General features: G+C 64.1%; 21 protein-coding genes. 9 read left to right on the top strand and 12 right to left on the bottom strand.

The genetic code is table 11. The features are described 5' to 3' along the window. Positions 1-35: 35 nt before the first annotated feature. Both FXV83_RS37040 and FXV83_RS37045 read right to left on the bottom strand, forming a co-directional pair. Complete coding sequence (locus tag FXV83_RS37040) at positions 36-1,316, bottom strand: multidrug effflux MFS transporter (protein ID WP_148744621.1); 1,281 nt, start codon at positions 1,314-1,316, stop codon at positions 36-38. Between the two features lie 325 nt (positions 1,317-1,641). Next, on the bottom strand, positions 1,642-3,468 hold the full coding sequence (locus FXV83_RS37045) for an aminopeptidase P family protein (RefSeq protein WP_148744623.1): 1,827 nt from the start codon (positions 3,466-3,468) through the stop codon (positions 1,642-1,644). Positions 3,469-3,653: 185 nt separating this feature from the next. On the opposite strand from FXV83_RS37045, the gene FXV83_RS43265 reads away from it, so the two are divergent. Continuing rightward, a complete protein-coding gene (locus FXV83_RS43265) occupies positions 3,654-3,827 on the top strand; it encodes a hypothetical protein (protein WP_187436425.1) in 174 nt (57 codons plus the stop codon). Positions 3,828-3,951: 124 nt separating this feature from the next. Here FXV83_RS43265 and FXV83_RS37050 read toward each other — a convergent pair whose 3' ends face one another. After that, positions 3,952-4,839: a 50S ribosomal protein L11 methyltransferase gene (locus tag FXV83_RS37050; protein ID WP_148744625.1), complete on the bottom strand. Its 888-nt coding sequence runs from the start codon at positions 4,837-4,839 to the stop codon at positions 3,952-3,954. A gap of 157 nt (positions 4,840-4,996) precedes the next feature. On the opposite strand from FXV83_RS37050, the gene FXV83_RS37055 reads away from it, so the two are divergent. Then, positions 4,997-5,152 (top strand): Flp family type IVb pilin, encoded by a 156-nt coding sequence (locus FXV83_RS37055; RefSeq protein WP_148744673.1) that lies wholly within the window; start codon positions 4,997-4,999, stop codon positions 5,150-5,152. Between the two features lie 270 nt (positions 5,153-5,422). Here FXV83_RS37055 and FXV83_RS37060 read toward each other — a convergent pair whose 3' ends face one another. Beyond that, positions 5,423-7,054, bottom strand: coding sequence for a phytoene desaturase family protein (locus tag FXV83_RS37060; RefSeq protein WP_347341098.1), 1,632 nt, complete (start codon positions 7,052-7,054; stop codon positions 5,423-5,425). Between the two features lie 211 nt (positions 7,055-7,265). Between FXV83_RS37060 and FXV83_RS37065 the strand changes: the two genes are divergently transcribed. Continuing rightward, positions 7,266-9,545, top strand: a complete 2,280-nt coding sequence (locus tag FXV83_RS37065) for a spermidine synthase (protein ID WP_148744629.1) — start codon at positions 7,266-7,268, stop codon at positions 9,543-9,545. A gap of 98 nt (positions 9,546-9,643) precedes the next feature. Here FXV83_RS37065 and FXV83_RS37070 read toward each other — a convergent pair whose 3' ends face one another. After that, positions 9,644-10,639: a glycerophosphodiester phosphodiesterase gene (locus FXV83_RS37070; protein WP_148744631.1), complete on the bottom strand. Its 996-nt coding sequence runs from the start codon at positions 10,637-10,639 to the stop codon at positions 9,644-9,646. 155 nt (positions 10,640-10,794) lie between these two features. Between FXV83_RS37070 and FXV83_RS37075 the strand changes: the two genes are divergently transcribed. The 3 genes from FXV83_RS37075 to FXV83_RS37085 are packed head-to-tail and all read left to right on the top strand — an operon-like array spanning position 10,795 to position 14,169. Continuing rightward, positions 10,795-11,754: an acyl-CoA desaturase gene (locus FXV83_RS37075; protein WP_235940518.1), complete on the top strand. Its 960-nt coding sequence runs from the start codon at positions 10,795-10,797 to the stop codon at positions 11,752-11,754. A 47-nt stretch (positions 11,755-11,801) separates the two neighbouring features. After that, positions 11,802-13,184: an MBOAT family O-acyltransferase gene (locus tag FXV83_RS37080; RefSeq protein WP_148744633.1), complete on the top strand. Its 1,383-nt coding sequence runs from the start codon at positions 11,802-11,804 to the stop codon at positions 13,182-13,184. Further along, positions 13,159-14,169 (top strand): hypothetical protein, encoded by a 1,011-nt coding sequence (locus FXV83_RS37085; RefSeq protein ID WP_148744634.1) that lies wholly within the window; start codon positions 13,159-13,161, stop codon positions 14,167-14,169. Before FXV83_RS37080 ends, FXV83_RS37085 begins: the two co-directional genes overlap by 26 nt. Before the next feature lie 4 nt (positions 14,170-14,173). Here FXV83_RS37085 and FXV83_RS37090 read toward each other — a convergent pair whose 3' ends face one another. The 3 genes from FXV83_RS37090 to FXV83_RS37100 form a co-directional block, all read right to left on the bottom strand. Beyond that, the gene (locus FXV83_RS37090) at positions 14,174-15,874 is read right to left on the bottom strand and encodes a fatty acyl-AMP ligase (protein ID WP_148744636.1); all 1,701 of its coding nucleotides are present in this window, start codon (positions 15,872-15,874) and stop codon (positions 14,174-14,176) included. A gap of 25 nt (positions 15,875-15,899) precedes the next feature. Beyond that, positions 15,900-16,154: an acyl carrier protein gene (locus tag FXV83_RS37095; RefSeq protein ID WP_148744638.1), complete on the bottom strand. Its 255-nt coding sequence runs from the start codon at positions 16,152-16,154 to the stop codon at positions 15,900-15,902. Between the two features lie 272 nt (positions 16,155-16,426). Then, entirely contained in the window at positions 16,427-17,215 is a 789-nt protein-coding gene (locus tag FXV83_RS37100) for a L,D-transpeptidase (protein WP_235940519.1), read from the bottom strand. Between the two features lie 354 nt (positions 17,216-17,569). Here FXV83_RS37100 and FXV83_RS37110 point away from each other — a divergent pair, with 354 nt between their 5' ends. After that, entirely contained in the window at positions 17,570-17,896 is a 327-nt protein-coding gene (locus FXV83_RS37110) for a hypothetical protein (RefSeq protein ID WP_148744642.1), read from the top strand. 141 nt (positions 17,897-18,037) lie between these two features. On the opposite strand, the gene FXV83_RS37115 is transcribed toward FXV83_RS37110, so the two are convergent. After that, the gene (locus FXV83_RS37115) at positions 18,038-18,799 is read right to left on the bottom strand and encodes an ABC transporter permease (RefSeq protein ID WP_148744644.1); all 762 of its coding nucleotides are present in this window, start codon (positions 18,797-18,799) and stop codon (positions 18,038-18,040) included. Next, positions 18,796-19,719: an ABC transporter ATP-binding protein gene (locus FXV83_RS37120; protein WP_148744646.1), complete on the bottom strand. Its 924-nt coding sequence runs from the start codon at positions 19,717-19,719 to the stop codon at positions 18,796-18,798. The genes FXV83_RS37115 and FXV83_RS37120 overlap by 4 nt, the downstream gene beginning before the upstream one ends. A 271-nt stretch (positions 19,720-19,990) precedes the next feature. Between FXV83_RS37120 and FXV83_RS37125 the strand changes: the two genes are divergently transcribed. Further along, positions 19,991-20,704 (top strand): hypothetical protein, encoded by a 714-nt coding sequence (locus tag FXV83_RS37125; protein ID WP_148744648.1) that lies wholly within the window; start codon positions 19,991-19,993, stop codon positions 20,702-20,704. A gap of 41 nt (positions 20,705-20,745) precedes the next feature. Here the strand turns inward: FXV83_RS37125 and FXV83_RS37130 are convergent, their stop codons facing one another. After that, a complete protein-coding gene (locus tag FXV83_RS37130; RefSeq protein ID WP_148744650.1) occupies positions 20,746-21,924 on the bottom strand; it encodes a cytochrome P450 in 1,179 nt (392 codons plus the stop codon). 19 nt (positions 21,925-21,943) lie between these two features. Continuing rightward, positions 21,944-23,152: an ABC transporter substrate-binding protein gene (locus FXV83_RS37135; protein WP_148744652.1), complete on the bottom strand. Its 1,209-nt coding sequence runs from the start codon at positions 23,150-23,152 to the stop codon at positions 21,944-21,946. Between the two features lie 116 nt (positions 23,153-23,268). Here FXV83_RS37135 and FXV83_RS37140 point away from each other — a divergent pair, with 116 nt between their 5' ends. Continuing rightward, positions 23,269-23,733, top strand: coding sequence for a MarR family winged helix-turn-helix transcriptional regulator (locus FXV83_RS37140; RefSeq protein ID WP_148744654.1), 465 nt, complete (start codon positions 23,269-23,271; stop codon positions 23,731-23,733). The last annotated feature ends 17 nt before the right edge of the window (positions 23,734-23,750 follow it).

The following is a 23,750-nucleotide window of genomic DNA, read 5'->3' on the forward strand; positions in this document are numbered from 1 at the left end:
AGGGGAGAAGGAAGAAGGATGTCGCGGGGCAGCCCTCACATCATCCCGCTCTCTTCCTCCTCCGCCTGCTCGATTAGCGTCTCGCTTACTACCGCCTGGCGGCGGGGCACGACGAAGATCATCATGCAGGCGCAGAGCAGCGAGATGGCGAGGACCGCAGAGGTGAGCGGCAGCGTGGTGGCGGAATGGCCGCCGAGATAGGCGCCGAATTGCGACATCAGCGCGCCGATGCCTTGCTGCAGGAAGCCCATCGCGCCGGAGGCGGTGCCGGCGGCTTCAGGGCGGATGCTGATGGCGCCGGCGGCCGAATTCGCCATCACGAAGGCGTTGCCGGCCATCACGACCATCTGCGTGCCGAACAGCCACGCCGGCGCCTCGTTCCAGCCGAAGATGCTCCAGAGCAGGTTCAATAGACTGCCGCAGAGTTGCAGGCCAAGCCCGAACCAGATCAGTCTTTCCAGCGAGTGACGCGGTGCGAAGCGCACGCAGAGCAGATTGCCGACCAGATACGCAAAGCCGGTGGTCGCGAACCAAGCGCCGTATTCGGCGCTGCTGCGGCCCATCTGTGTCACCACGATGTAGGGCCCACCGCCGGCAAAGGTGAAGATGATCTGCGAAGCCAGCACCTGGCACATCACATAGCCGATGAAGTCGCGGTTTCGGATCAGCATGCCGACGTCGCCGCGAAAGCCGCTGCCGGCCGCGCGGCTGCGGCGCGTCTCGGGCAGCGCCAGCGCGATGCCGGCGGCGACCGCAATCGCGCCGATGGTGATTGCGTAGAAGATCGCGCGCCAGCCGAACGCGGTCTCGATCAGGCCGCCGGTCAGCGGCGAGAGCATCTGCCCGATCATCAGGGCGGCGATGACGAGGCTGATCATGGAGGCGACGCGTTCGCGCTCATAAATGTCGCGGATGATGGCGCGGCTCACCACCATGCCGGCCGCACCGCCCAGCGCCTGGAAGAAGCGGGCCGCGATCAGTTGCGGCAGGTTCTGCGCGAAGATGCAGGCGATGCTGGCGGCGACCATCAACGCAAGGCCGGTGAGCAGGACCGGGCGCCGCCCGAACTTGTCCGACAGTGGGCCCATGATGAGCTGCGACAGCGCGATGCCAACCATGTAGAGCGACACCGTCATCTGCGCGATCGAGATGTCGCTGCCGAAATTTGCCGCCAGCACCGGCAGCGCCGGAACCAGCATATAGAGGGAGATCGGCGCGATCCCGGTCATCATGACCAGCAACAGCAGCACCACGCGCGAGGTCGCGAGGTTCCTGTTCGCTGCCGTTTCCGGCGGCTTGCTGATCATGCCGTGCATGCGTGTCCGTCTCGTAGAAATTCGAATCGGACTGTAGCTTGCTCGCGCAAGACGGATATCGGCGTTTCGGAATGCGGCTATACGGATTTTGGGATGGCTATGATGAATGCGTGGAGGGGCAGAATTGTAGCAGAGATGCTGCGGATACATTACCGGTGTCATTCCCCGCGAAGGCGGGGAATCCAGTACGCCGCGGCCTTTCCGCACGCGTTTGCTGTCTCTGGAATACTGGATGCCCCGCCCCAGTGCGCAAGCGCGCACAAGGCGGGGCATGACCCTCTCGTGGGACGAGTGTTGCGCAAATCGCGTAGCGCCATGCGTTGCGTTACGTCAACTCCGCCGTCGCCGGATCCAGCCACGCCTTCGTCGCCTCGTCCAGCGCCGGCCGTATCTCGGCGCGTACGCGCGCGTGGTACGCATTCAGCCAGTCGAGTTCGTCCCGGCTCAGCATCGCCACGTCGATCAGCCGGCGGTCGATCGGCGCCAGGGTCAGCGTCTCGAATGCGTTCATCGCTTTCTCGGCGCCCTTGATGTCGGCTTCGATCACCAGCTCGAGGTTCTCGATGCGAATGCCGAAGCCGTCGGTCTTGTAGTAGCCGGGCTCGTTGGACAGGATCATGCCGCGCTTGAGCGACGTGGTGCCGAGTTTTGAAATCCGCGCCGGTCCTTCGTGGACGCTGAGATAGCTGCCGACGCCGTGGCCGGTGCCGTGCTCGAAATCGAGGCCGGCGGTCCAGAGATATTGCCGTGCCAGCGTATCGAGCTGCGCACCGGTGGTGCCGTCGGGAAACACCGCGAGTGCGATCGCGATGTGGCCGCGCAAGACGCGGGTAAAGCGGTCGCGCATCTCGTCCGTAGGCTCGCCCACGGCAATCGTGCGGGTGACGTCAGTGGTGCCGTCTTCATATTGCGCGCCGGAATCGATCAGCAGCAGGTCGCCGGGTGCGATCCGGCGGTTGCTCTTGCGGGTGACGCGGTAGTGCACGATTGCGCCGTTCGGGCCGGTGCCGGAGATGGTCGGGAACGACACGTCCTTCAGCGCGCCGGTGTCGCGGCGGAATGTCTCCAGCGCCTCGACCGCGTCGATCTCGGTGAGCTTGCCGCTTGGCGCCTCGCGATCGATGAAGGCGAGGAAGCGCGCCAGCGCCACGGCGTCGCGCCGGTGCGCCGTTTTGGTGCCCGCGATCTCGGTCGTGTTCTTGACCGCCTTGAGCAACGCAACCGGATCGTTGCCGCGCACCGGCTTGCCGCCGCCGCTCGCGATCAATCGGCTGAGCGCGTCAGCCGCGGTGGCATTATCGAGCGCAATCGCGGCGCCGCTTTCGGCAAGCGCCATCAGCGTCGGGGCCATCGCATCCGGCTCGCGCACGTCGGCCGATTGCTCGAGATGGTCGCGCGTCAGGTTGGAGAGCTTGCGGTGGTCGATGAACACCGTCGGCCGGCCGTCCTTAGGCACCAGCGCGTAGGACAAAGGCAGCGGGGTGTGCGCGACATCGGCACCGCGGATGTTGAAGGTCCATGCCACGGCATGGCTGTCGGAGAGCACCAGCGCGTCGGCGCCGAGCTTGGCGATCTCAGTCTGGATCTGCTTCAGCTTCTCGGCCTCGCCGACGCCAGCATGCTGCATTCCGTGGACGGCGACCGGGGCCAGCGGCGGCTGCGGCCGGTCCTGCCAGATCGCATCGACCGGATTGCTGTCGACGGCGACCAGCTCCGCGCCGGCCTTGGCGCAGGCGGTGGCCAAGCGCTCAGCTGCCGCAAAAGTATGCAGCCACGGATCAAATCCCAGGCGGTCGCCGGACTTCAGATGTGCAGACAGCCAGGTCTCCGGGGGCGGATCGGTCAGCGACTCCACGGCCCAAGCCTTCGCGTCGACCTGCTTGGCGGCCTGGAGTGTGTAGCGGCCGTCGACGAACACCGCGGCCTCCAGGGTCAGAACGACGGCAAGTCCCGCCGAGCCCGTAAAACCGGTCAGCCAGGCAAGCCGCTCTTCCGACGGCGCCACATATTCGTTCTGCTGCTGATCGGCGCGTGGGATCACGAAGCCGGTCAGCTTGCGGCGGGCGAGCTCTTCGCGGAGTGCCGCAAGCCGCGCCGTCAATGCGACGCCGGCCTCCGGCTCCTCGAATGTCTGGAAGTGTGCTTCGAACATGGTGGATCACTTTAGGATCATGGGGATGAGTCCGCAATCTGGACGCATTTGCATCGCATCTGGCATGGACTGTGCTTGAAAAAGTTCCGCTTGAGTCGAGTGGAGTAAACGGATGCAGCCTCTGAGCTTCGTCCGGACAGGGAAATTCGAGCAAGTGTTTCTACTCAACGGCGAGGGGATACACGATGCCTGCGTTCACGTTTGAGAAGATTTCGCCGCCGGCTCGTCGTACCCCGGCCGCAACCACACCGAAGAAGCGGCGCGGCCTCATCAGCCAGATGATCGATCGTTTCGCCGAGCGCCGCGCCAAGCGCGCGCTGCGCACATCGCCGCGCGGTGACAAAAAGCCGGTGAAGTAGCTAAGTCGACGATGCGGTAGTAGGGTGGGCAAAGGCGCAGCGCGCCGTGCCCACCATGTTTCGTCGATCGCAATGAATGTGGTGGGCACGCTTCGCTTTGCCCACCTTACCGCACCTACGCATTTCACCCCGCCTTTCGCAGCAACAGGCTGCTCCACCCCTCGATCCGCAGATGCCGCAGCGGCACCAGGCCGCGCGCGCGATAGGCGGCGATCACGGCGGGCGCCTGATGCGTCAACAGGCCGGAGAGGATGACGCGCCCGCCGGGCGCCAGGCGTCGCGTCATCGGGCCTGCCAATTGCCGTAACGGATTGGCAAGGATGTTGGCCAGCACCAGGTCGAACGGGCCGCATCTGCCGAAATCCAGCGCGCCGAAGCCGGTGGCGCGGATGACCCGGACATGGTTACCAACTTCATTCAGTGCGGCGTTTTCCGCGGCCACCCGCACCGAGAGCGGGTCAATGTCGGAGGCCAGCACCTTTCGATGCAGCACCTTGGCTGCCGCGATCCCCAGTACGCCGGTGCCGGTGCCGAGATCGAGCAGGCTGCTTGGCTTGGAACTCTTCAGGACATGGTCAAGCAGCAGTAAACAGCCGCGGGTGGTGCCGTGGTGGCCGGTGCCGAAGGCGAGCGCGGCCTCGATCTCGATGGCGAGCTTGTTCGGCGCCACGCGGTCGCGGTCATGGCTGCCGTGTACGACGAAGCGCCCGGCCGGCACCGGAACCAGATCTTCCAGGCTGGCCTTGACCCAGTCCTTGGCTTCGACCGTATCCAAGGTGAGGGTGGCGGCGATCTCGTTTCCAGCTGAAGTTGCAACGAGTTCGCGCAGCAATGCCTGGTCCGGCGCATCGGCGAAATGCAAGTTGACATCCCATTGTCCGTCCGGCCGCTCGAACGCCGTGACCGCCGCATCGCCCTCGAAAAGCAATTCGGTGAGCAGGTCGACAACGCGCTTGGCCGCGGCCTCTTTGCCGACCGAAAAGCTGGCGCGATGGGTTGGCGAGGGCTGCATCTTAGGTTCCGCTGAGTTCAATTTTTGGAAGTTTTGTTCCCAAATTTCCGCACAACTTGCAACTTGCGGATTAACCCATCCGCAGGTTGTATCCAGTAAATTCACGGGTGTTGGAACCCACTAACACAGCTTTAAATGGAGGCGAGTCTTGAAGCGCATGGTCTTGAAGTTCTGGTCGGACGAGTGCGGAGCAACCGCGATTGAATACGGGCTGATCGCAGCTGGTATCGCGCTCGCGATTATCACCGTGGTGAACAGTCTCGGTACCACTATGAACGAAAAGTTCACTTCGATTAGCTCTTCCTTGAAGTAATTTCCGCCTCCCGTTTCCCAGCGGGGCTACTTTCTTCATAGGCTGATTCCTGACGAATGCCCGCCGAGGATTTGTCTCTCCTGGCGGGCGCCGTCGTTTTTGGGCGCACGAGGCGTCCACAAGCTATCCACCGGCCGCTGCTAGGTTGTCCACCGCCTTATCCCTCGGTTCCCGACCGGATTTCCCCTGCTGGTCCTGGTCGGCGTTGTGCAAATGTCCACCGGGCTGGACACAGACCTTTCAACAGTCTGTCCACAGCTCATCCACAGACTATCCACGTTTTCCGAACAGCGCGCGGTGATCCCTCAAGATCGCCTGCGCGGCGTTGTGGCCGGGTGCGCCGGTGACGCCGCCGCCGGGGTGGGCGCCGGAGCCGCAGTGGTAGAGGCCTCTCACGGGCCCGCGGTAATCGGCATGGCCCAGCATAGGCCGCGCCGAGAACAGCTGGTTCAGCGTCAGCGCACCATGAAAAATGTCACCGCCCAAAAGGCCGAACTGCCGTTCGAGGTCGAGCGGAGAGAGAATCTGGCGGCCGAGCACGCTCGTCGCAAAGCCCGGCGCGTAACTGTCCACCGTCGCGATCATGAGATCGGCGACCTCTTCGCGATGACTATCCCAGGATCTGCCGTCGGGCAGCTCGGGCGCGACGTGCTGGCAGAACAGGCTTGCGACATGCTTGCCCGCCGGCGCTAGCGTGTCGTCGAGCGTCGAGGGGATCAGCATCTCGACGACAGGCGCGCGGCTCCAGCCTTGCGCGCGCGCATCGAGATAAGCGCGGTCCATGTAGCCGAGGCTGGGCGCCAGGATGATGCCGGAGGTCAGATGATCGCCGTCGCCCGGCAGCGCCGTGAAGGAGGGCAGGCGGTCCAGCGCCACGTTCATGCGGAACGTGCCGGAGCCGTTCTTCCAGTGGCGGATACGGGCAAGAAAGTCCGCGGGCAGGGCGTCCGCTGCGACCAGCCGCGTATAGAGCAGCTTTGGATTGACGTTGGCCGCCACATATTTTGCGCGGATGGCGGTGCCGTTGTCCAGCACCACGCCAACGGCGCGCTCGCGCTCGACGATCACCTCGCGCACGCCCGCATCCGTGTCGATCATCACGCCCCGATCGCGCGCGGTGCGCGCCATCGCCTGCGTGATCGCGCCCATGCCGCCAATGGCATGGCCCCAGACGCCCTTCTTGCCGTTCACCTCGCCGAAGGCGTGGTGCAGCATCACATAGGCCGAGCCCGCCGCGTAGGGGCTGGCATAATTGCCGACGATGGCATCGAAGCCGAACAGCGCCTTGACCAGATCGTGCTCGAACCGCTCGTCCAGTATCTCGCCGGCCGAGCGGGTGAAGAGATCGAGCAGGCTGCGGCTTTGCTCCAGCGTCAATCCGCGCAGGATGTTGGCCGTCTTCAACGCGTTGATGCCCTCGCGGATCGCAGCCGTGCCGAAGCTGGCGAGCAGGTTCGGCGGCGCGCGCAGCACGAACTGCCGCAGCACGTCCGCGATGTCTTCCAGCTCGCGCGAAAAGCCGTCGAGCGCGGCCGCGTCATGCATGCTCAGCCGCGCGACAGATTCTTTCGTCCGTCCCTCGCCGGTGATGAGATAGCTGCCGTCGGGCGCGGGGAGGAAATTCTGCACGCGCCGCTCGACGATTCGCAGGCCCTGCTCGGCGAGCTTGAGGTCGCGGACCACCTGCGGATTGAGCAGGCTCACGGTGTAGGCCGCGACCGAGTTGCGGAAACCCGGATGGAATTCTTCCGTGACCGCGGCCCCGCCGACCACCTTGCGGCGCTCGACGACGTGCACGCGCAGGCCTGCCATCGCGAGATAGGCCGCGCAGGTGAGGCCGTTATGGCCAGCGCCGATGATGACGACGTCGGTTTCAGTCATGAGGGATTCAAAATGTTCCACGCTCGCTCCGGCATGGTCCGATAGGACCAGACCGGAATAGTACCTGTATATCAGGCATTCCCCGCTGCAACATCACGACACCATTTATTGCCCGTTCAGGCGCCTTGTGCTCCATTGCGCGCGTCCGGCGCCCGCCGGGGGAGTTATACGACGCGTTTTCTCGCGCGAACCGGTGCCCACTTCGCTGGAAAACGCTTTTGCTGGAGCTTCCATGGATTCGATCGTGCAACCCGCCACCGCGGAGCATCCGTCCTCGTCCCGCAACCGGCTGCTGCTCACGGTCTACACGGCCGCGATCTTCGTCAGCGCGCTGCTGCTATTCTCGGTGCAGCCGTTGTTCACGAAAATGGTGCTGCCGCGGCTCGGTGGCTCGCCGGCGGTATGGTCGGTGGCGATGGTGTTCTTCCAGTCGCTGCTGCTCGCGGGCTACGCCTATGCGCATCTGCTGATGCAGGTCAAAAACCGCGTTGTTCCCGTCGTGGTGCACCTGCTGCTGCTGATATTGGCTTTTGCCATGCTGCCGCTCGGCATCGCCGGCGCCTATGGCGAGCCGCCGGCTTCGGGCTATGCGTTCTGGCTGCTCGGTCTGTTCGTGGTGTCGATCGGCCTGCCATTCTTTGCGCTCGCGGCCAACAATCCGCTGCTGCAAGCCTGGTTCGTCCGCACCGGTCATCCCGCCGGGCACGATCCCTATTTCCTCTATGCCTCCTCCAACATCGGCAGCTTCCTCGCGCTGTTGTCCTATCCGTTCCTGCTGGAGCCGATGTTCACGCTGCACACGCAGAACCGGTTCTGGACTGCGGGCTACGGTCTCTTGATTCTCCTGATTGCCGCCTGCGGCGTCCTGCTGTTGCGCTCGCCGAAGCTCGCTGTGACCGAGGTGCGAACCGAGGATGCGAATGCGCCGGCGCCGGGTCTCGTGACGCGCCTGCGCTGGATCTTCCTTGCCGCGGTGCCCTCGGGCCTGCTCATCGCCGTGACCGCGCACATCTCGACCGACGTCGCGGCGGCGCCGCTTTTGTGGGTGTTGCCGCTGTCGCTGTATCTGCTCACCTGGGTGGTGGTGTTCCAGTCGCGGCCGCTGCTGCCGCACAAATGGATGCTGATGCTCCAGCCCGTCGCGATCGCGGGCGTCATCGTCCTGCTTGCGTTCGGCGGCGAGCAGAACCTGCTGCTCACGCTCGGCGGTCATCAATTGTGCTTCTTCGTCATCGCCATGGCCTGCCATGGCGAATTGGCGCGGACACGGCCGGCCGCCAAATATCTCACCGGCTTCTATGTCGCGCTGTCATTCGGCGGCATGGTCGGTGGCCTGTTCGCCGGACTTCTCGCGCCCTTTACCTTCTCCTGGATCGCCGAATATCCGATCCTGGTCGCGCTCGCCGCGCTGTGCCGTCCCTCGGCGAACGAGCGCTTTGCTGGTCTTGCCAAATGGTACTGGCTGGTGCTCGCCGCGCTCGCACTGGCCCTGGTTGTGCCGTCATACGCCACGGGCAACCTCTCGACCTGGTTCGAGGACCATCGCGTCTGGGTGGCCGGCGCCGTCGGCGTGCTCGCCGCGCTGCTGGCACTGGCGCTCAATGCCGGGCGCTGGAAGATCTTCGCCACTGTCGCGCTCGCGCTGGCACTGATCCGTGTCTATCCGGCGGACGAAGGCCGCGTCGTCACCGTGCGCAGCTTCTTCGGCGTGCACAAGATCGTGGAGACGCCCGGCGGCTATTTCCATGTGTTGATGCACGGCACCACCATTCACGGCGCCGAGCGCTTCCGCAACGATGACGGCGCGACGGTCACCGGCCGGCCCGAGCCGATCACCTACTACCACAAGGACGGCGGCATCGGTCAGGCCATCACCGCGATCCGCGAGCGCAACGGCGCGCCACTGAAAGTCGCTGCGATCGGCGTCGGATCGGGCACGCTCGCCTGTGCCGCCGAGCCCAGGGAGAGCTGGAAATTCTTCGAGATCGACCAGTCCATGGTCGATGCCGCGCGGGACCCGAAGAACTTTCGTTACATCTCGAGCTGCGCGCCGGACCTGAAGCCGGTGATCGGCGATGCGCGCCTCACCTTCGCGAAGGAACCGGATGGCGCCTACGATCTCATCATCGTCGACGCCTACTCGTCGGATGCGATCCCGATCCATCTGGCCACCGAAGAGGCGATGAAGATCTACAAGGACAAGCTCGCCCCACACGGCGCCGTGGTGATGCACGTCTCCAACCGGCATCTCGATCTCGAGCCCGTCGTGGTCGGCATTGCCGATGCCAACGATCTCAAGAGCTGGGTCTATAACGAGGACTCCGGGCGCGACGCCGATTACATCTTCTCCACCGACGTCGTCATCTCCGCACGCGAAGCGGCCGATGTCGGCAAGCTCGCGTCCTCCAAGCAATGGGAGGAGACCGAAGCCGACGACAGGGTGCGGGTCTGGACGGATGACTATTCCAACATCCTCGGCGCGCTGTACCGGCGTCTGAAGGAGGGGGAGTAGGGCCGCCGTCATGCCCGGGCTTGTCCCGGGCATCCACGCTCTTTGCGCTGTGAGAGAGATGGCCGGGACAAGCCCGGCCATGACGATACGGATAGATCTTACGGCTCGACCGGCGTTCCCGCCGGCAGCGCAATCCCCTTCTCGCCCGCGACCTGCCGCAGCAGGTCGGGGCGGTCCGAGATGATGCCATCGACGCCGGTCTCGATCATGCGCGCCATGTCTTCGGGTTTGTTGACCGTCCAAACCACGACGCGCAGTCCGAGCGAATGAGCCTCTGAGACGAGTGCCGCAGTCACGTCACCGAAATAGGGCGACCAGATCGCGCCGCCGGCCGCCTTGATCGTCCGCGGCAGCGAGCCACCGTGATCGGCGGGGCTGAAGCCCGCCGTCCAGTTGCTGGCCTTGTCGAGCACGACGGTCGGCGCCGAGCCGCGCTGGAGCGTCAGGTACACGGTCGGAATTCTCGGTGCTTGCTGCTGGACGAGCAGCAGGGTCCGCCAGTCGAACGACTGGATCATGACGCGCTCGGCAAATCCCTCCGCCTCGATCATCCCAAGCAGCTTTGCGACAAAACCTTGCGGATCGAGCGACTCGTCCGGATGGTTCGGATCGATCTTGGTCTCGATGTTGAAGCGCACACGCGCGTTGCCGGATTTTCGGACGAGCGCGAACACCTCGCCCAAGCTGGGAATGGGCGTCCCCGGTATGGCGCGCTGAGCAGGGAATTGCTTTGCGTAGGCACTGTCCGGCCGGATCTGACCGACGTCGTAGCTCCTGACGGCGGCGAATTGCAATTTCACGAACGGCGTACCGGGCGGTGCCACATAGGCGCCGGTCGCATCCCGGGCGAGATCGGGATTGAGCCCGCGCTCATGCGATACGACGACCTCGCCATCGGCGGTCACGCCGACGTCGAGCTCCAGCGTGTCCACGCCCATCGACAGTGCGTTGGCAAAGGCCGGCAGCGTGTTCTCCGGCAACAGCCCCCGCCCGCCGCGATGCGCCTCGAGATCGAAGGCCGAGTCAGATCCCATGGCCTGTCCCGCAATCAGGATCGAGATCACAGTCAAAATGGTCGCGGCAAATGATGGCATGGCGGCTCGCAGGGCAAGCGAAAAGGGTGATGCTGAGCGCAATTTGGCGCGTCCGGCCCATTCTACAGGCTTTTGCGCCTGTTGAAACCTTGGGCGGCGGCTTGGGTTGCGCTCGCGCGGGGGTTATGTACTCATAGCCGCCTGGAATCCCGCCCGTGCAAGCGAATCGCGATCACCGCATCATCCGCAGCCGGCATTTTCACAAAATGCAGCGGCGGCATTTCATCATCTTCGACGTGCTGCCCTTCGTCGGCACGCTGGTGGCACTGGGTCTGTTGTTCTACCGGCCGATCGGTTCGATGGAGCTCGGCCTGTTCTTCGGCTTCTGGCTGATCACCGGGCTCGGCCTCACCGTCGGCTATCATCGCCTGTTTACCCATCGCGCCTTTGCCACCTCCACAATGATGAGCGCGATCCTGATCGTCATGGGATCGATGGCCGGGCGTGGCCCGATGTTGTCCTGGGCGGCGATGCATCGGCGCCACCATGAATTGTCCGATCACGACGGCGATCTGCATTCGCCGCGGCTGCACGGCCAGGGCGCGCTCGGCCGCCTGCGCGGCTTCCTGCACGCGCACCTGACCTGGATGATCGAGCACGATTATCCCAATGTCGCGCATTACGTGCCGGATCTGATGGCGAACCGGACGCTGGTGGCCGTCAATAGCTACTACTACAGCTGGGCTGCGCTTGGCCTGCTGCTGCCGGCCGCGATTGGCGGCCTTGCCACCATGAGCCTGTGGGGCGCGCTGAGCGGCATGCTCTGGGGCGGTGTGGTCCGGATGTTCGTGGTCGAGCAGACCATGTCGGCGATCAACTCGATCATGCATACGTTCGGCGCGCAGCCCTTCGTCACCCGTGACGACAACAGCCGCAATCTCGGCGTGATGGCCTGGCTCGCCTGGGGCGAGGGCTGGCACAACAACCACCATGCCTTCCCGTATTCCGCCGCCTTCGGCCTGCGCTGGTTCGAGTTCGATCCCGGCTTCATCTTTATCCGCGCGCTGGAAGCGCTGGGACTCGCTTGGGACGTCAAGGTACCGAGTGAGGAGAAGATCGCACGGCGCATGCTGCGGCAGCCGGGCGATGCGGCGCCCGACCTGGAAACGGGATGAGCATCATCGACCGGCGCGAGAGCCGGTGATGATGCGGCTTTGAACCGATGCTGTTCAACGATTATCCCTTTCTCCTGGTCTTCCTGCCGGCGGCGCTGCTGATCTACCGCCTGGCCGATCCCTTTCCGCATGTGCGGATCGGCGTGCAGGTCGCACTGTCGCTCGCCTTCTATGCCTGGGGCAGCCCCTCCTTCATCCTGCTCCTGTCTGCCTCGATCGCGATCAACTGGCTTGCGTCGCTGACTTATGGCCGTATGAAATGGTCCGGCGTCCTCACGCTGGTGATTGTGCTCGATCTCGCCGTGCTGGCGTTGTTCAAATACGCCAATTTCCTTCTCGCCAATCTCGGGCTTGTGTTTGGGGCGTCGCTACCGACGCTCGACATCGGGCTGCCGCTCGGCATCTCCTTCTTCACCTTCCATCACATCATGTATCTGGTCGATCTCAAGCGCGGCAAGGCGCCGCTCTATGCGCTCGATCGCTACGCGCTCTACATCGCTTTCTTCCCGCAAGCGATCGCCGGACCTCTCGCGCGCTGGTCGGAGGTGATGCATCAGTTCGGCCGCCAGGTCTATGCACCGGGCTGGCAGCGCCAGTTCTGCGTCGCGACCTGCTTCATCGTGCTCGGCCTGTTCGAGAAGGTCGTGATCGCCGACGGCATCGCGCATCTGCTCGATCCCATCTATGCGCAAGCCGCAAGCAAGACGCTTGCGAGCGGCGATGCCTGGCTCGCCTTCTGCTTCTCGTTCCAGATCCTGTTCGACTTCTCCGGCTATTCCGACATCGCGATCGGCCTTGGGCTGCTATTCGGCGTGCAGCTGCCGTACAATTTCAATGCGCCGCTGCGCTCGACCAGCATCCAGGATTTCTGGCAGCGCTGGCACATCACGCTGATACTGTTCCTGCGCGATTACGTGTTCTATCCGCTGGTCAATCTGCGCCTCCTGCCGCGGCGCTGGCTGCCGGTGCAGTTCTTTGGCGCGATGCTGATCACCATGGCGCTGTGCGGCCTATGGCACGGTGCGAGCTGGACTTTTGTGCTGTGGGGCGTGCTGCATGGCCTGGCGCTGGTCGCCTGCGCGTTATGGCGCCGCTTCGGGCCCGACTTTCCATCATGGCTCGGCTGGGTTCTCACCGTGCTGTTCGTGCTCGCAACCGGTGTGATCTTCCGTGCCGGTTCGCTCGAGGCGGCATGGCACGTCTTCTCCGGACTGGTTTCGCCACTGCCGCTCGAGCGCGGTGGACAATTGTGGCCGCTGGCGGCGGCGCCGCTCGTGGCCTTCCTGCTGCCGGCGAGCCAGGACGTCGTGGCGTTTTTCACCCGCAAGCCGAATGTCGTGCTGGCGGGGCTTCTTGGCGTCGGCATCCTCGCCTTGCTGATCCAGATCGGGGAAGGGGGACTCCATGAGTTCGTCTATTTCAAGTTCTGACGTTTCGGCCGATTGGGGCCGCTGTCTCGCCGCCTGTTTCGGCACGCTCGCGCTTGGCGCGGCGCTGATTGCCGTCCTCGTGATGCTGATCGATCCCTATGACAGCGGCAGGTTCGGCTGGCTCGGAATCGTCGGCATCAATGATCGCAATCCCTGGACGGCCAATGCCAGCCGGGCGCGCGATCCGCAATTCAACTCCGCAATTCTGGGAAATTCCACCGGGCAGCTGCTCGCCCCGGCGGAACTCGACAATTTGACGGGCAGCCGCTTCGTGCAGCTTGTCGCGCCGGGTGCTGATCCGCGCGGCGACCTGGCGATCCTCGATTTCTTCGCCAGGCATCATCGGACCATCCGGGCCCTGGTCGTCGTGATCGATCAGCCCTGGTGCACGGATGCCCTGCCGCCGCTGCCGCAGGATGGATTTCCATACTGGCTCTACGAGGGCGGCGCGCTTCGCTACCTCGGCAAACTCTTTACCTGGGCCGCGCTCGATCGCGCCTTTCAGCGTATCGCCATCGGCCGCGGCGTGCGCCGGCATGTCCGCTCGGACGGCTATTGGAGCTATGAGGAGGTGTGGCCGCCCGGCGTGAAACAGCCGGCCATCGTGGAGCCTGCGAAGGCGGCGCCATTCGAGGGCAAGATCACCGATCCATTTCCCTACGCGGCAATGCTGGCAAGCGCGATCGCAAAGCTTCCGCGCGACGTGCCGCTCGTGCTGTTGATGCCGCCGACCTTCTACACCATCGTGCCTGCTCCGGGCAGCCGCGATGCGGCGGCGCACGAAGCCTGCAAGGCGGCCTACCGATCCATCGTCAGCGGCCGGGCGAACAGCAACCTGATCGACTATCGCCGCGACAATGTGCTGACGCGCGATCCCGCCAATTTCGCCGATCTGATCCATTACCGCGCGATTATCGCGCGCCAGCTCGAACGGGGGATCGCGGCGAGCCTGCGCGACGGCGAGGCGGCGCAGATCAGTTTCTGACGGCTCAGCCGATTTCCTCCAAACCGCCGTCGAGCCAGAGCCTGCGGGCCAGCTTGCGCTGGATCTTGCCGCTGGTGGTCTTCGGCAGCCTGCCTGGACGGATCAGCGCGATGTGGCGTGCGGAGAGTTCGTGGCTATCGGCAATGGCCTCGCGGATCTGCCCCTTGATCTCGGCGGTGTCGATGGTGCGGCGCGCGGTACGTTCGACCTCCTGGACGATCACGAGCGTTTCTTCGCCGCTCTCGTCCGGCACCGAGAACGCCGCGCCGCAGTTTTCGCGCAAGCCTTCGTCGAGCGACTGCACCGTGCGCTCGATGTCCTGCGGGTAATGGTTGATGCCGCGGATGATGATGAGGTCCTTGATCCGCCCGGTGACGAACAGCTCGCCGCTCTCGTCGAGGAAGCCGAGGTCGCCGGTGCGCAGCCACGGGCCGTCCTCGCCGGCGATCTCCGCGTTGAGGTCCTCGCGCGTCGCTTCGTCGTTGCGCCAGTAGGCGCGCGCGACGTTGGCACCGCTGATCCAGATCTCGCCGACGCGGTCGGCCTGCAGCCGGCAGTGGCTGTCCGGTTCAACGATGGCGATCCGCTCGCCGATCAGCGCGCGGCCACTGCCGACCAGGACCTGCGTATCGCCTGCGTCGGAGGGCGCGTCGGCTGAATGCGCTTGAAGTCCTGCGCGGCTGACGCTGCGCGTGACGTGACCATCGCCTCGCTTTCCGCTGGAGATCAACAGCGTCGCTTCCGCCATGCCGTAAGCAGGATACACCGCGCGCGGATCGAACCCGTAGGGCGCAAATGTCGCTGTGAAGCGTGCGATGGTGTCGGCCTGCACCGGCTCCGCCCCGTTGAGCGCGATCCTGAGCGAGGACAGATCGATACCGTCCATCTGCTCGGCGCGGTGGCGGCTGACGCAGAGGTCGAAACCGAAATTCGGGCTACAGGCCACTTCCGCACGATAATGCGAGATCGCTCGCAACCAGCCTAGAGGTCGCTGCATGAACGCGTTCGGCGCCATCAGTACGCAGGTCGCGCCGACATAGAGCGCCTGCAGCGCGTTCAGGATCAGCCCCATGTCGTGATAGAGCGGCACCCAATTGACGTAGGTCGATTGCCTGGTGTTGCCGAGCGCGAGCCGGATCATCTCGAGATTGGCGAGCAGATTGGCGTGGCTCACCATCACGCCCTTGGGCTCGGAGGTGGAGCCGGAGGTGTATTGCAGGAAGACGACGTCGTTCGGCGCCGGCTCGGGCATTTCATGCGCTTCGCTGGCGTCGGAAGAGAGATCGACCTCGACCCATCGGATGCGTTCCCGCTCAAAGCGCGCGTGCAAGTCGTCGCGCAGGGCGAAGGCGGAGGTGGTCAGCGCCACCGACGGTGCGCAATTGGCGAGGATCGCGGCGCTGGCGTCGCGGGCGCTGTTTCGCCGCGGCATCATCATCGGTACGGCAATGATGCCCGCCATCAGGCAGCCGAAGAACGCCACCAGGAATTCGATGCCGGGCGGAAACACCAGGATGGCCCGGTCGCCGGGCCGCGCGGTCGCAATCAGACGCGACGCGAGCGCGGTTGCTGCGTCGTGCAACTGGCGGAAGGTGAGGGCAGCTTCTTCCGTCCCACGATCGGAGACGAAGACATAGGCGCGATCATCGCCCTGGTCTGCCGCGCGCCGGGCCAGGACTGCCACGAGCGAGCGGAAGGTTTCCATTTGAGGGCGCCGGCTTCAGCCGCTCTCAGGCGGCGGAGCGAATCGCGCGCTTGTCAGCGAGAAATCGCGACAGCGCCTCGACGGTAGGGTGGTCGTAAAAGTCGTCCGTCGACAGCTCGAGGTCGAGCTTCTCCTCGAGCTCCATCATGAGGTAGACCAGCATCGCCGAATCGAGGCCGAGACGGTTGAATTTCGTGCCGGTATCGACGCGGTCCCTCGAAATTCGCAGGATATTTGCCAGGGCGGTAACGCAGAAATCCGAAATCTGCTCGCGTGTCATGTCATGTCCCAGAAACAATTGGAACGACAATAAGGGCGACCCCCTGGTTGTCAATTTGGCTGGAACGCCGCAGCGTTGAAGGTTGGGGAGTGTTGCTTCCCTGCGTCGGTTTTGCTGCTCAATTCATGCACAGATTGCCGCAATTTCCCGCGGCCGACTGCGGTCCTTGATTCGCTCGTCGCGCGAAGGGATGCGGTGACCATGCCGTACGGGGGAGCCACAGACCCCTGACACGCAAGAGCAGGAGAGTGCGGCCGCTGCGTCAGATCACATCAGTTCTGGTAGTAATTGTAGCCGCCGCGCGGCTGATAATACGGCCGGGGCTGCTGCTGCTGATAGTAGTAGCCCTGCTGCTGGCCGTAGCCCTGGTCGTAGGATGGCTGCGGCTGCGGCGGATAGACCTGCGCGCCGTAGACGCGGTTGGTGCGCGGTGCCGGGTAGCGCGCGCCGGTGTCGCTGCCGTCGGCCGGGTAGATGTAGTTGTCGTCCTGTGGCATGTAGCGGCGGGCGGGCTGCGCCGGCGGCGTCAGAGTGACGGGATCGCCGACAGCGCTATACTGCTCGTCGGCCGGCTGCTGGGCGCGGGCCACCGCATTGTTGGTGCGGCCGCGCGGATTGCGGGCTAGCGCCACCTGTGCAGAGCCGGTCAGCGTCACCGTGGTGTTGAGCACGCCCTGTTCTTGCACCAGCGCATAGAGCGTCGTTGCATTCTGGCGCGACAGCCGCACGCAGCCATGGGAAGCGGGCGAGCCGAGCCGGCCCACCGAATCCGTGCCGTGGATGGCGTGCCCGATCTTGGTGAAGAAGATCGAGTGCGGCATCGGCGCGTCGTCGAATTCCTTGGAGTAGTGGTCCTCTTCCATGCGGAAGGCGCGGAACGCGCCGTTCGGTGTTTCGCGCGAGGGAATGCCGGTTGACACCGGCCAGCGATAGCGCGCGACGCCGTCGATGGCGACGGTCATCTGCTGATTGTCCTTGTCGATGGTGATGTCGACCTTGGCCTGCGCGGCACCCGCGCTCAAAAGCATCAACGAGCTGAAAGCAATGAAAAAGGAACGCATCTGGAAACGCATTTGAGGAAAACGCATTTGAATCTTGGCCTCCGGCCTGTTCACGCAAACGCCGCGGCTCTCCATCCCCGGCGTGCACTATGCCTGCAATCCGGCTTTCGTTCCAGCGGCCTGCCCGCCCATCGTTAACGTGATGGCGGTCGTAAGCAAGGCCGCTTTGCACCGCGCCACCTGCGGCGGTGCTGACATTTTCGCGAGCGGGCCAGCGCGTTCGGACGCCGACAATTCGTCACAAAGGCGCAACCATTTGGCCGCTCCGGACGTTGAATATAACTGCCTCGACAGGCGGCCGTCGCCGCCGTTTACCCCTTGTACTTCCTTTGGGTACTTCCTTTGGGACCGAAGATGAACAAACCTCGCATCGCTGCAGCGCAATTGCCGGCCGACTTACCTGTCCGCCTGCTTTTCGCAGCCGCCGCCATTGTCCTCGCGCTGTTATCGCTACCGCAGTCCGGCCATGCCCAGGGCATCGTGCGCGGCGCCCAGGAGGGCTCTTATGAAGGCAACCGCATTGCCGGCCCGGTGGGCGGCGTGGTCGGAGGCGCGGTCGGCGCCGGTGTCGGCGGCGCTGTGGGCGCGGTCGAGGGCGTGTTCGGCATCCCACATCATCGCTACTACCGTCGCTGCCGCGCATACTACGACGGGTATCACCGCTTTCACTGCTATCGGTGACTTAGCTTGTCATTCCGGGGCGCCCGAAGAGGGCGAACCCGGAATCCGTCGAACGGCAGAGTTGGTGATGAATGGATTCTCCGATGCGCAATTGCGCATCGTAGCTCGCGACTTCGTCGCGCCCCGGAATGACGACGAAGATCAGTTCTTCAGCCGATAACCGGTCCGGAAAATCCACGAGATCACCACTAGACAGATCACCAGGAACGCCAGCGTCATGCCGACGCTGACGGACAAGCTGACGTCGGCGATCTCGTAGAAGCTCCAGCGGAAGCCGGAGATCAGGTAGACCACCGGGTTGAGCAGCGCCACCGTGCGCCAGGCCGGCGGCAGCATGTCGACGGAATAGAAGCTGCCGCCGAGGAAGGTCAGCGGCGTCACCACCAGCATCGGGATCATCTGGAGCTTTTCGAAACCGTCGGCCCAGATGCCGATGATGAAGCCGAACAGGCTGAAGGTCACCGCCGTCAGCACCAGGAAGACCAGCATCCAGACCGGATGGTGGATGTGCAGCGGCACGAACAAGCCGGCCGTTGCCAGGATGATAAGGCCCAAGATAATCGACTTAGTTGCGGCCGCTCCGACATAGCCCAGCACGATCTCGAAGTAGGAGATCGGCGCCGACAGGATCTCGTAGATCGTGCCGACGAATTTCGGGAAGTAGATGCCGAACGAAGCATTGGCGATGCTCTGCGTCAGGACAGAAAGCATGATCAAGCCCGGCACGATGAAAGTGCCGTAGCTGACGCCCTCGACTTGGCTGATGCGCGAGCCGATGGCGGCGCCGAACACCACGAAATAGAGCGAGGTCGAGACCACCGGCGAGACGATGCTTTGCAGCAGCGTGCGCCAGGTACGTGCCATTTCGAACAGGTAGATGGCGCGGACAGCGCGGTAGTTCATGACGCCCTCACGAGGTCGACGAAGATGTCCTCGAGCGACGACTGCGTCGTGTCGAGATCGTTGAAGCGGATGCCGGCGGTGCGGAGGTCGCCGAGCAGGCTGGTGATGCCGGTGCGCTCGCCCTTGGTGTCGTAGTCGTAGATCAGCGTCGCGCCACTGTCGCAGAGGTCGAGCTTGTAGGGGCTGAGGCTCTCCGGCAGCGTGCTGAGCTTGCCTTGCAGGTGCAGCGTCAGCCGCTTCTTGCCGAGCTTCTGCATCAAGGTCGCCTTGTCCTCGACCAGCACGATCTCGCCCTTGTTGATGACGCCGATGCGGTCGGCCATCTCCTCGGCTTCCTCGATATAGTGCGTGGTGAGGATGATGGTGACACCGGATTGCTGGAGCGTGCGGACCACCTCCCACATGCCCTTGCGCAGCTCGACATCGACGCCCGCGGTCGGCTCGTCCAGAAACAGGATCTGCGGCTCGTGCGACAGCGCCTTGGCGATCATCACGCGGCGCTTCATGCCGCCGGAGAGCGTGATGATCTTGTTGTCCTTCTTGTCCCAGAGCGAGAGGTCTTTGAGCACCTTCTCGATATGGGCCGGGTTCTTCGGCTTGCCGAACAGGCCGCGGGAGAAGCTGACGGTCGCCCACACGCTCTCGAAGGCGTCGGTGTGCAGTTCCTGCGGCACCAGCCCGATCAGCGAGCGCGCCTTGCGGTAAGAGGTCTGGATGTTCTCGCCGCCGACCAGGACTTTCCCTTCGCTGGGATTGGCGATGCCGCAGATGATCGAGATCAGCGTGGTCTTGCCCGCACCGTTCGGGCCAAGCAGCGCAAAGATCTCGCCGCGCTTGATATCGAGATTGACGTTCTTGAGCGCCTTGAAGCCGGACCCATAGGTCTTCGACAAATTGGCGACGGAAATGATGGAGGACATGATGGCCGGCGGATTGGGGAAGGGGGCTGGAACCCGTCCCGGGAGGGGCGGCACAGCGGAGCCCTGAGATAGGAATGCCATTGCCCGGTCGCAATTCCCCGGAGAAAAATGGCCTCAAAACGGGCCCTTCAGTGGCAGGTTTCAGGCAAGTGTTGCGCAACAGCCACGGGCTGCGGCTAAGATTGTCGCTCACGCGGCTCTTTGTTGCGTCTGCGAGCAGGCCATGGCTACGATTCCGGCCAATTGCAAAGCATATGTCGGGAAAAGATCGATGAGACCGAACGGCCGTCACGCAGCCGGCGCGAGCCAGTTGTCCGCCATCCGTGTGTGGGCGATGGGCCTGCTACTGCTGTCAGCTGTTGCCCTCAGCCCGACCACCGCCAAGGCCGCGCCGAGCCAGGCGGCCGCCACGACCCATGTCTATCTGCTGCGCGGCGTGCTCAATATCTTCTCGCTCGGGCTCGACACCATCGGCGCCCGGCTCGAGGCGCAGGGCATTCCGGTAACGGTCGCCAATTTCGTCTCCTGGTCCTCGCTCGCCGATGAAGCCGCGACTGCCTACAAGGCTGGCCGGCTCAAAACCATCGTGCTGGTCGGGCACTCCTCCGGTGCCACCGCGCTGCCGGACATGATCGCCAAGCTCAACCGCCTCGGCGTGCCCGTGAAGCTCGCGATCGGGCTCGACTCCGTGTTCAAGACCAAGCTCACCACCGGCGCCGAACGCTACATCAACATCTATATCGGCGATGGTCCCGGCGAGCCGGTGAAGCGCGCCGACGGTTTCCGCGGCAAGCTCGACAATGTCGACGTGCGCGGCTCCGGCGTCGGCCACATCACAATCGACAAGAGCGAGGCGATCCAGCGCCGCGTGATCGCCGAGATCGACGCCGCGATCCTGCGCTCGCGTGCACCGGCACCGGTTGCCGAACCCGGTGCAGCGCGGCCCGCACGTGCGGCGGCCGCGACAGCGCCGGCGCGCAACTGAGGGCGCGTCGCGTCAGGCCCGCGTACCCTGCGTGACGCAGCTTAAGCGGCCGTCACGCGGACCGGCATGCTCTCCAGCCCGCGCAGGGAATTGTTGAGCCTGCGCCGGGGCTCCGCCGTGAGCTCGATGGTCTTCACGCGCCTGGCGAGCTCGCCAAAGATCAATTCGCCTTCCAGACGTGCGATCATCTGGCCGACGCAGGCGTGAATGCCGGCGCCGAAACCGACATCTCCGGTCGCGGCGCGTTCGACCTCGAAACGGTCCGGATTGTCCCAGCGCGCCGGGTCGCGATTGGCCGATGCCATGAACAGCAGCACCTTGCGGTGGGCCGGAATTACGCCGCCAGCGGTCTCGACGTCGCGGGAGGTGGTTCGAAAGAACGTCTGCACCGGTGAATCGTAGCGCAGGCCTTCCTCGAAAGTGTTGCGCGCCAGCTCCGGCCTGTGGTGGAGCTTGCGATATTCATCCGGATGCGCGGCGAGCGCCAGAAGCGTGTTGCCGATGCCGTTGACGGTGGTGTCGATCCCGGCCGTGAGGAACGGCCGCACCAGATGGGTGGCTTCGTGCTCGCTGATCTCGCCTTCGTCGGCCGCCTGGTAGATCATCATGCCGAGCCCGTCGGGCCGCAACGCATCTCGCGCGCAACATTCCATGATCCAGCCCTGCGCCGCGAGGCCTTCCTTCCGCGACGCCGCCAGTTGGTCGTTCTCGGGACCAAAGCTGTCGAACACGAACGTGCTCCAGGCGAGCAGCTTGTCGCGTCCATCCGGCCGGATGCCGATCGCATCCGGAAACACCTTCATAGGGTAGGCTTCGGCGAGATCGGTCACGGCATCGAACGTGCCTCTGTCGATCAGTTCCGAAACCTTCTTCTCCGCCTCCCGCTGAAACGTTTCGCGCAGCCGCCGCGCGATGCCCGGAGACAGGGTGCGGCCGAGAACGCGGCGGCCCTTGTCGTGGTCGGGCGGATCGATCTGAAGCGTCAACGGTTTCGGCAGGGCAGGATTCATCCCGTTGAGGCCGACGCCCTCGCCGCTGATGAAGGTCTTCCAGTCTTTCAGCGCCGCCTCGACCTCGGCATAGCCGGCCATGGCCCACACGTCGTAACGCTCGAGCTTGAATACCGGCCCGAGCGCGCGCAGCGCTGCATAGGCGGGATAGGGATTGGCCAGGAAGTCAGGCGCGAACGGGTCGGCCTGGCTGCACGCGATGCTGGTCATCGTGACCTCCTGGGACTGCTTATTGACCGGAGAGCGGACACTTGCCTTCGCTCTCCGGCCGGAACGCGTCCTCGCCCTTGATCGTGCCGGCGACCTTCAGCAAATCCCAGGCCGAATGCGATTCCTCCGGCGCCTTGACCTGGAGCAGGTAAAGCGGATGAATCTTACGCCCATCCTTGCGGATGGTGCCCTTGCCGAACAGCGGATCGTCGGTGGGCATCTCCTTCATCGCCACCACGATCGCCTTGCCGTCTTTGGCGCCGCCGAGCTTGTCGACCGCCTTGAGGTAGTGAATGACTGACGCATAGACGCCGGCCTGCATGTCGTTCGGATAGGCCTTCGACGGAATGCGCTCGGCGAAGCGTTTGGCGAAAGCACGGGTGCCGTCGTTCAGATCCCAGTAGAACGGGTTCATGATCTGTGCGCCCTGCGCGAACTTCAGCCCGAGTGAGGGAAGCCCGTTCATCCCCAGGATCAATCCGACCAGTTTGTGGTCCTTGGTCAGCCCGAATTCGGCGGCCTGCTTCATCGACGTGATGGTATCGTCGCCGGCATTGGCGAAGCCGATGACGTTCGCGCCCGAAGCCTGGGCCTGGAGCAGGAAAGAGGCGTAATCGGCCGTTCCCAGCGGATGCCGCACGCTGCCGAGCACCTCGCCGCCGGACGCCTTCACCGCCTCGGCAGCCTGTTTCTCCAGATCATGTCCGAAGGCGTAGTCGGCAGTGATGAAGAACCACTTCTTGCCGCCCTGCTGGACGATGGCCTTGCCGAGGCCGCGCCCATAGGCATAGGTGTCGTAGGTCCAGTGCACGGTGTTCGGCGTGCATTTTTCGCCGGTCAGAAGCACCGTTCCTGCGCCCGATCCGACGAGGACCTTGTTCTTCTCGGCGCTCATGCCGGCTACCGCAAGCGCGATCGACGAGTTGGGGATGTCGAAGATCGCATCGACACCGTCGTTCTCGTACCAGCGCCTTGCAATGCCGATCCCGATGTCGGTCTTGTTCTGGTGATCGGCCGCGACGACCTCGACAGGCTTGCCGCCGGCCTTTCCGCCGAAATCCTCGACCGCCATCTTGGCGGCGACGACCGAGCCGATGCCCTGATAGCTCGCGAACGGACCCGACTGGTCGTTCAGGATACCGATCTTCACCGCGTCCTCTGCGAACGCCGGTGTTGCGGCCAGCACCAAGGCCGAAATGCACAATTTGTGCAGGAATTTGCTGTTCATTGTCTTCCTCCCGTGGGCGGTCTTAGTGCCGCTATATAATAGTTATATTTTATATCTATTTTCGAGAGAGTCAATTCGGCGGATTTTTGGCCGCCGCGCTTGAGGATCATGAGCCCGTGAAATCCGCAGTGAAGTCCGCCCGGCAGCCGGAACAATCGTTGGATTTGAAAGCGCTCCGGCGCACGCCCGGCTTCATGCTGCGGCTGGCGCAGCTGAAGTTCTTCGAAGGCTTTTACGAAGAGTTCGCCGCATTGGGGCTGACGCCCGCGACCTATGCGATCTTCGCCGTCATTCGCGACAATCCCGGCGTTCCCCCGAGCAGCCTCGCAGGCCTGCTCCGGTTGCGCCTGCCGAACCTGATCAAGATCCTGAACGAGCTCGAATCATCGGGTTTCATCAAGCGCAATCGCTCGAAGGCGGATCGCCGGGCCGTCGAGCTCATGCTGACCCCAAAGGGTGCAAAGCTCATTCACGAGGGAGCAAGGCTGACAGAGCCCTACAACAAAAAGATGCTCGCTCCGCTCAGCGAGACCGAGCAGCGCACCTTGCTCGAATTGCTGAACCGGATTCTGCCGTTGTAGGCAGGAAGCAGCGGGAG

This window comes from Bradyrhizobium hipponense (genome assembly GCF_008123965.1).
Taxonomy (GTDB): domain Bacteria; phylum Pseudomonadota; class Alphaproteobacteria; order Rhizobiales; family Xanthobacteraceae; genus Bradyrhizobium; species Bradyrhizobium hipponense.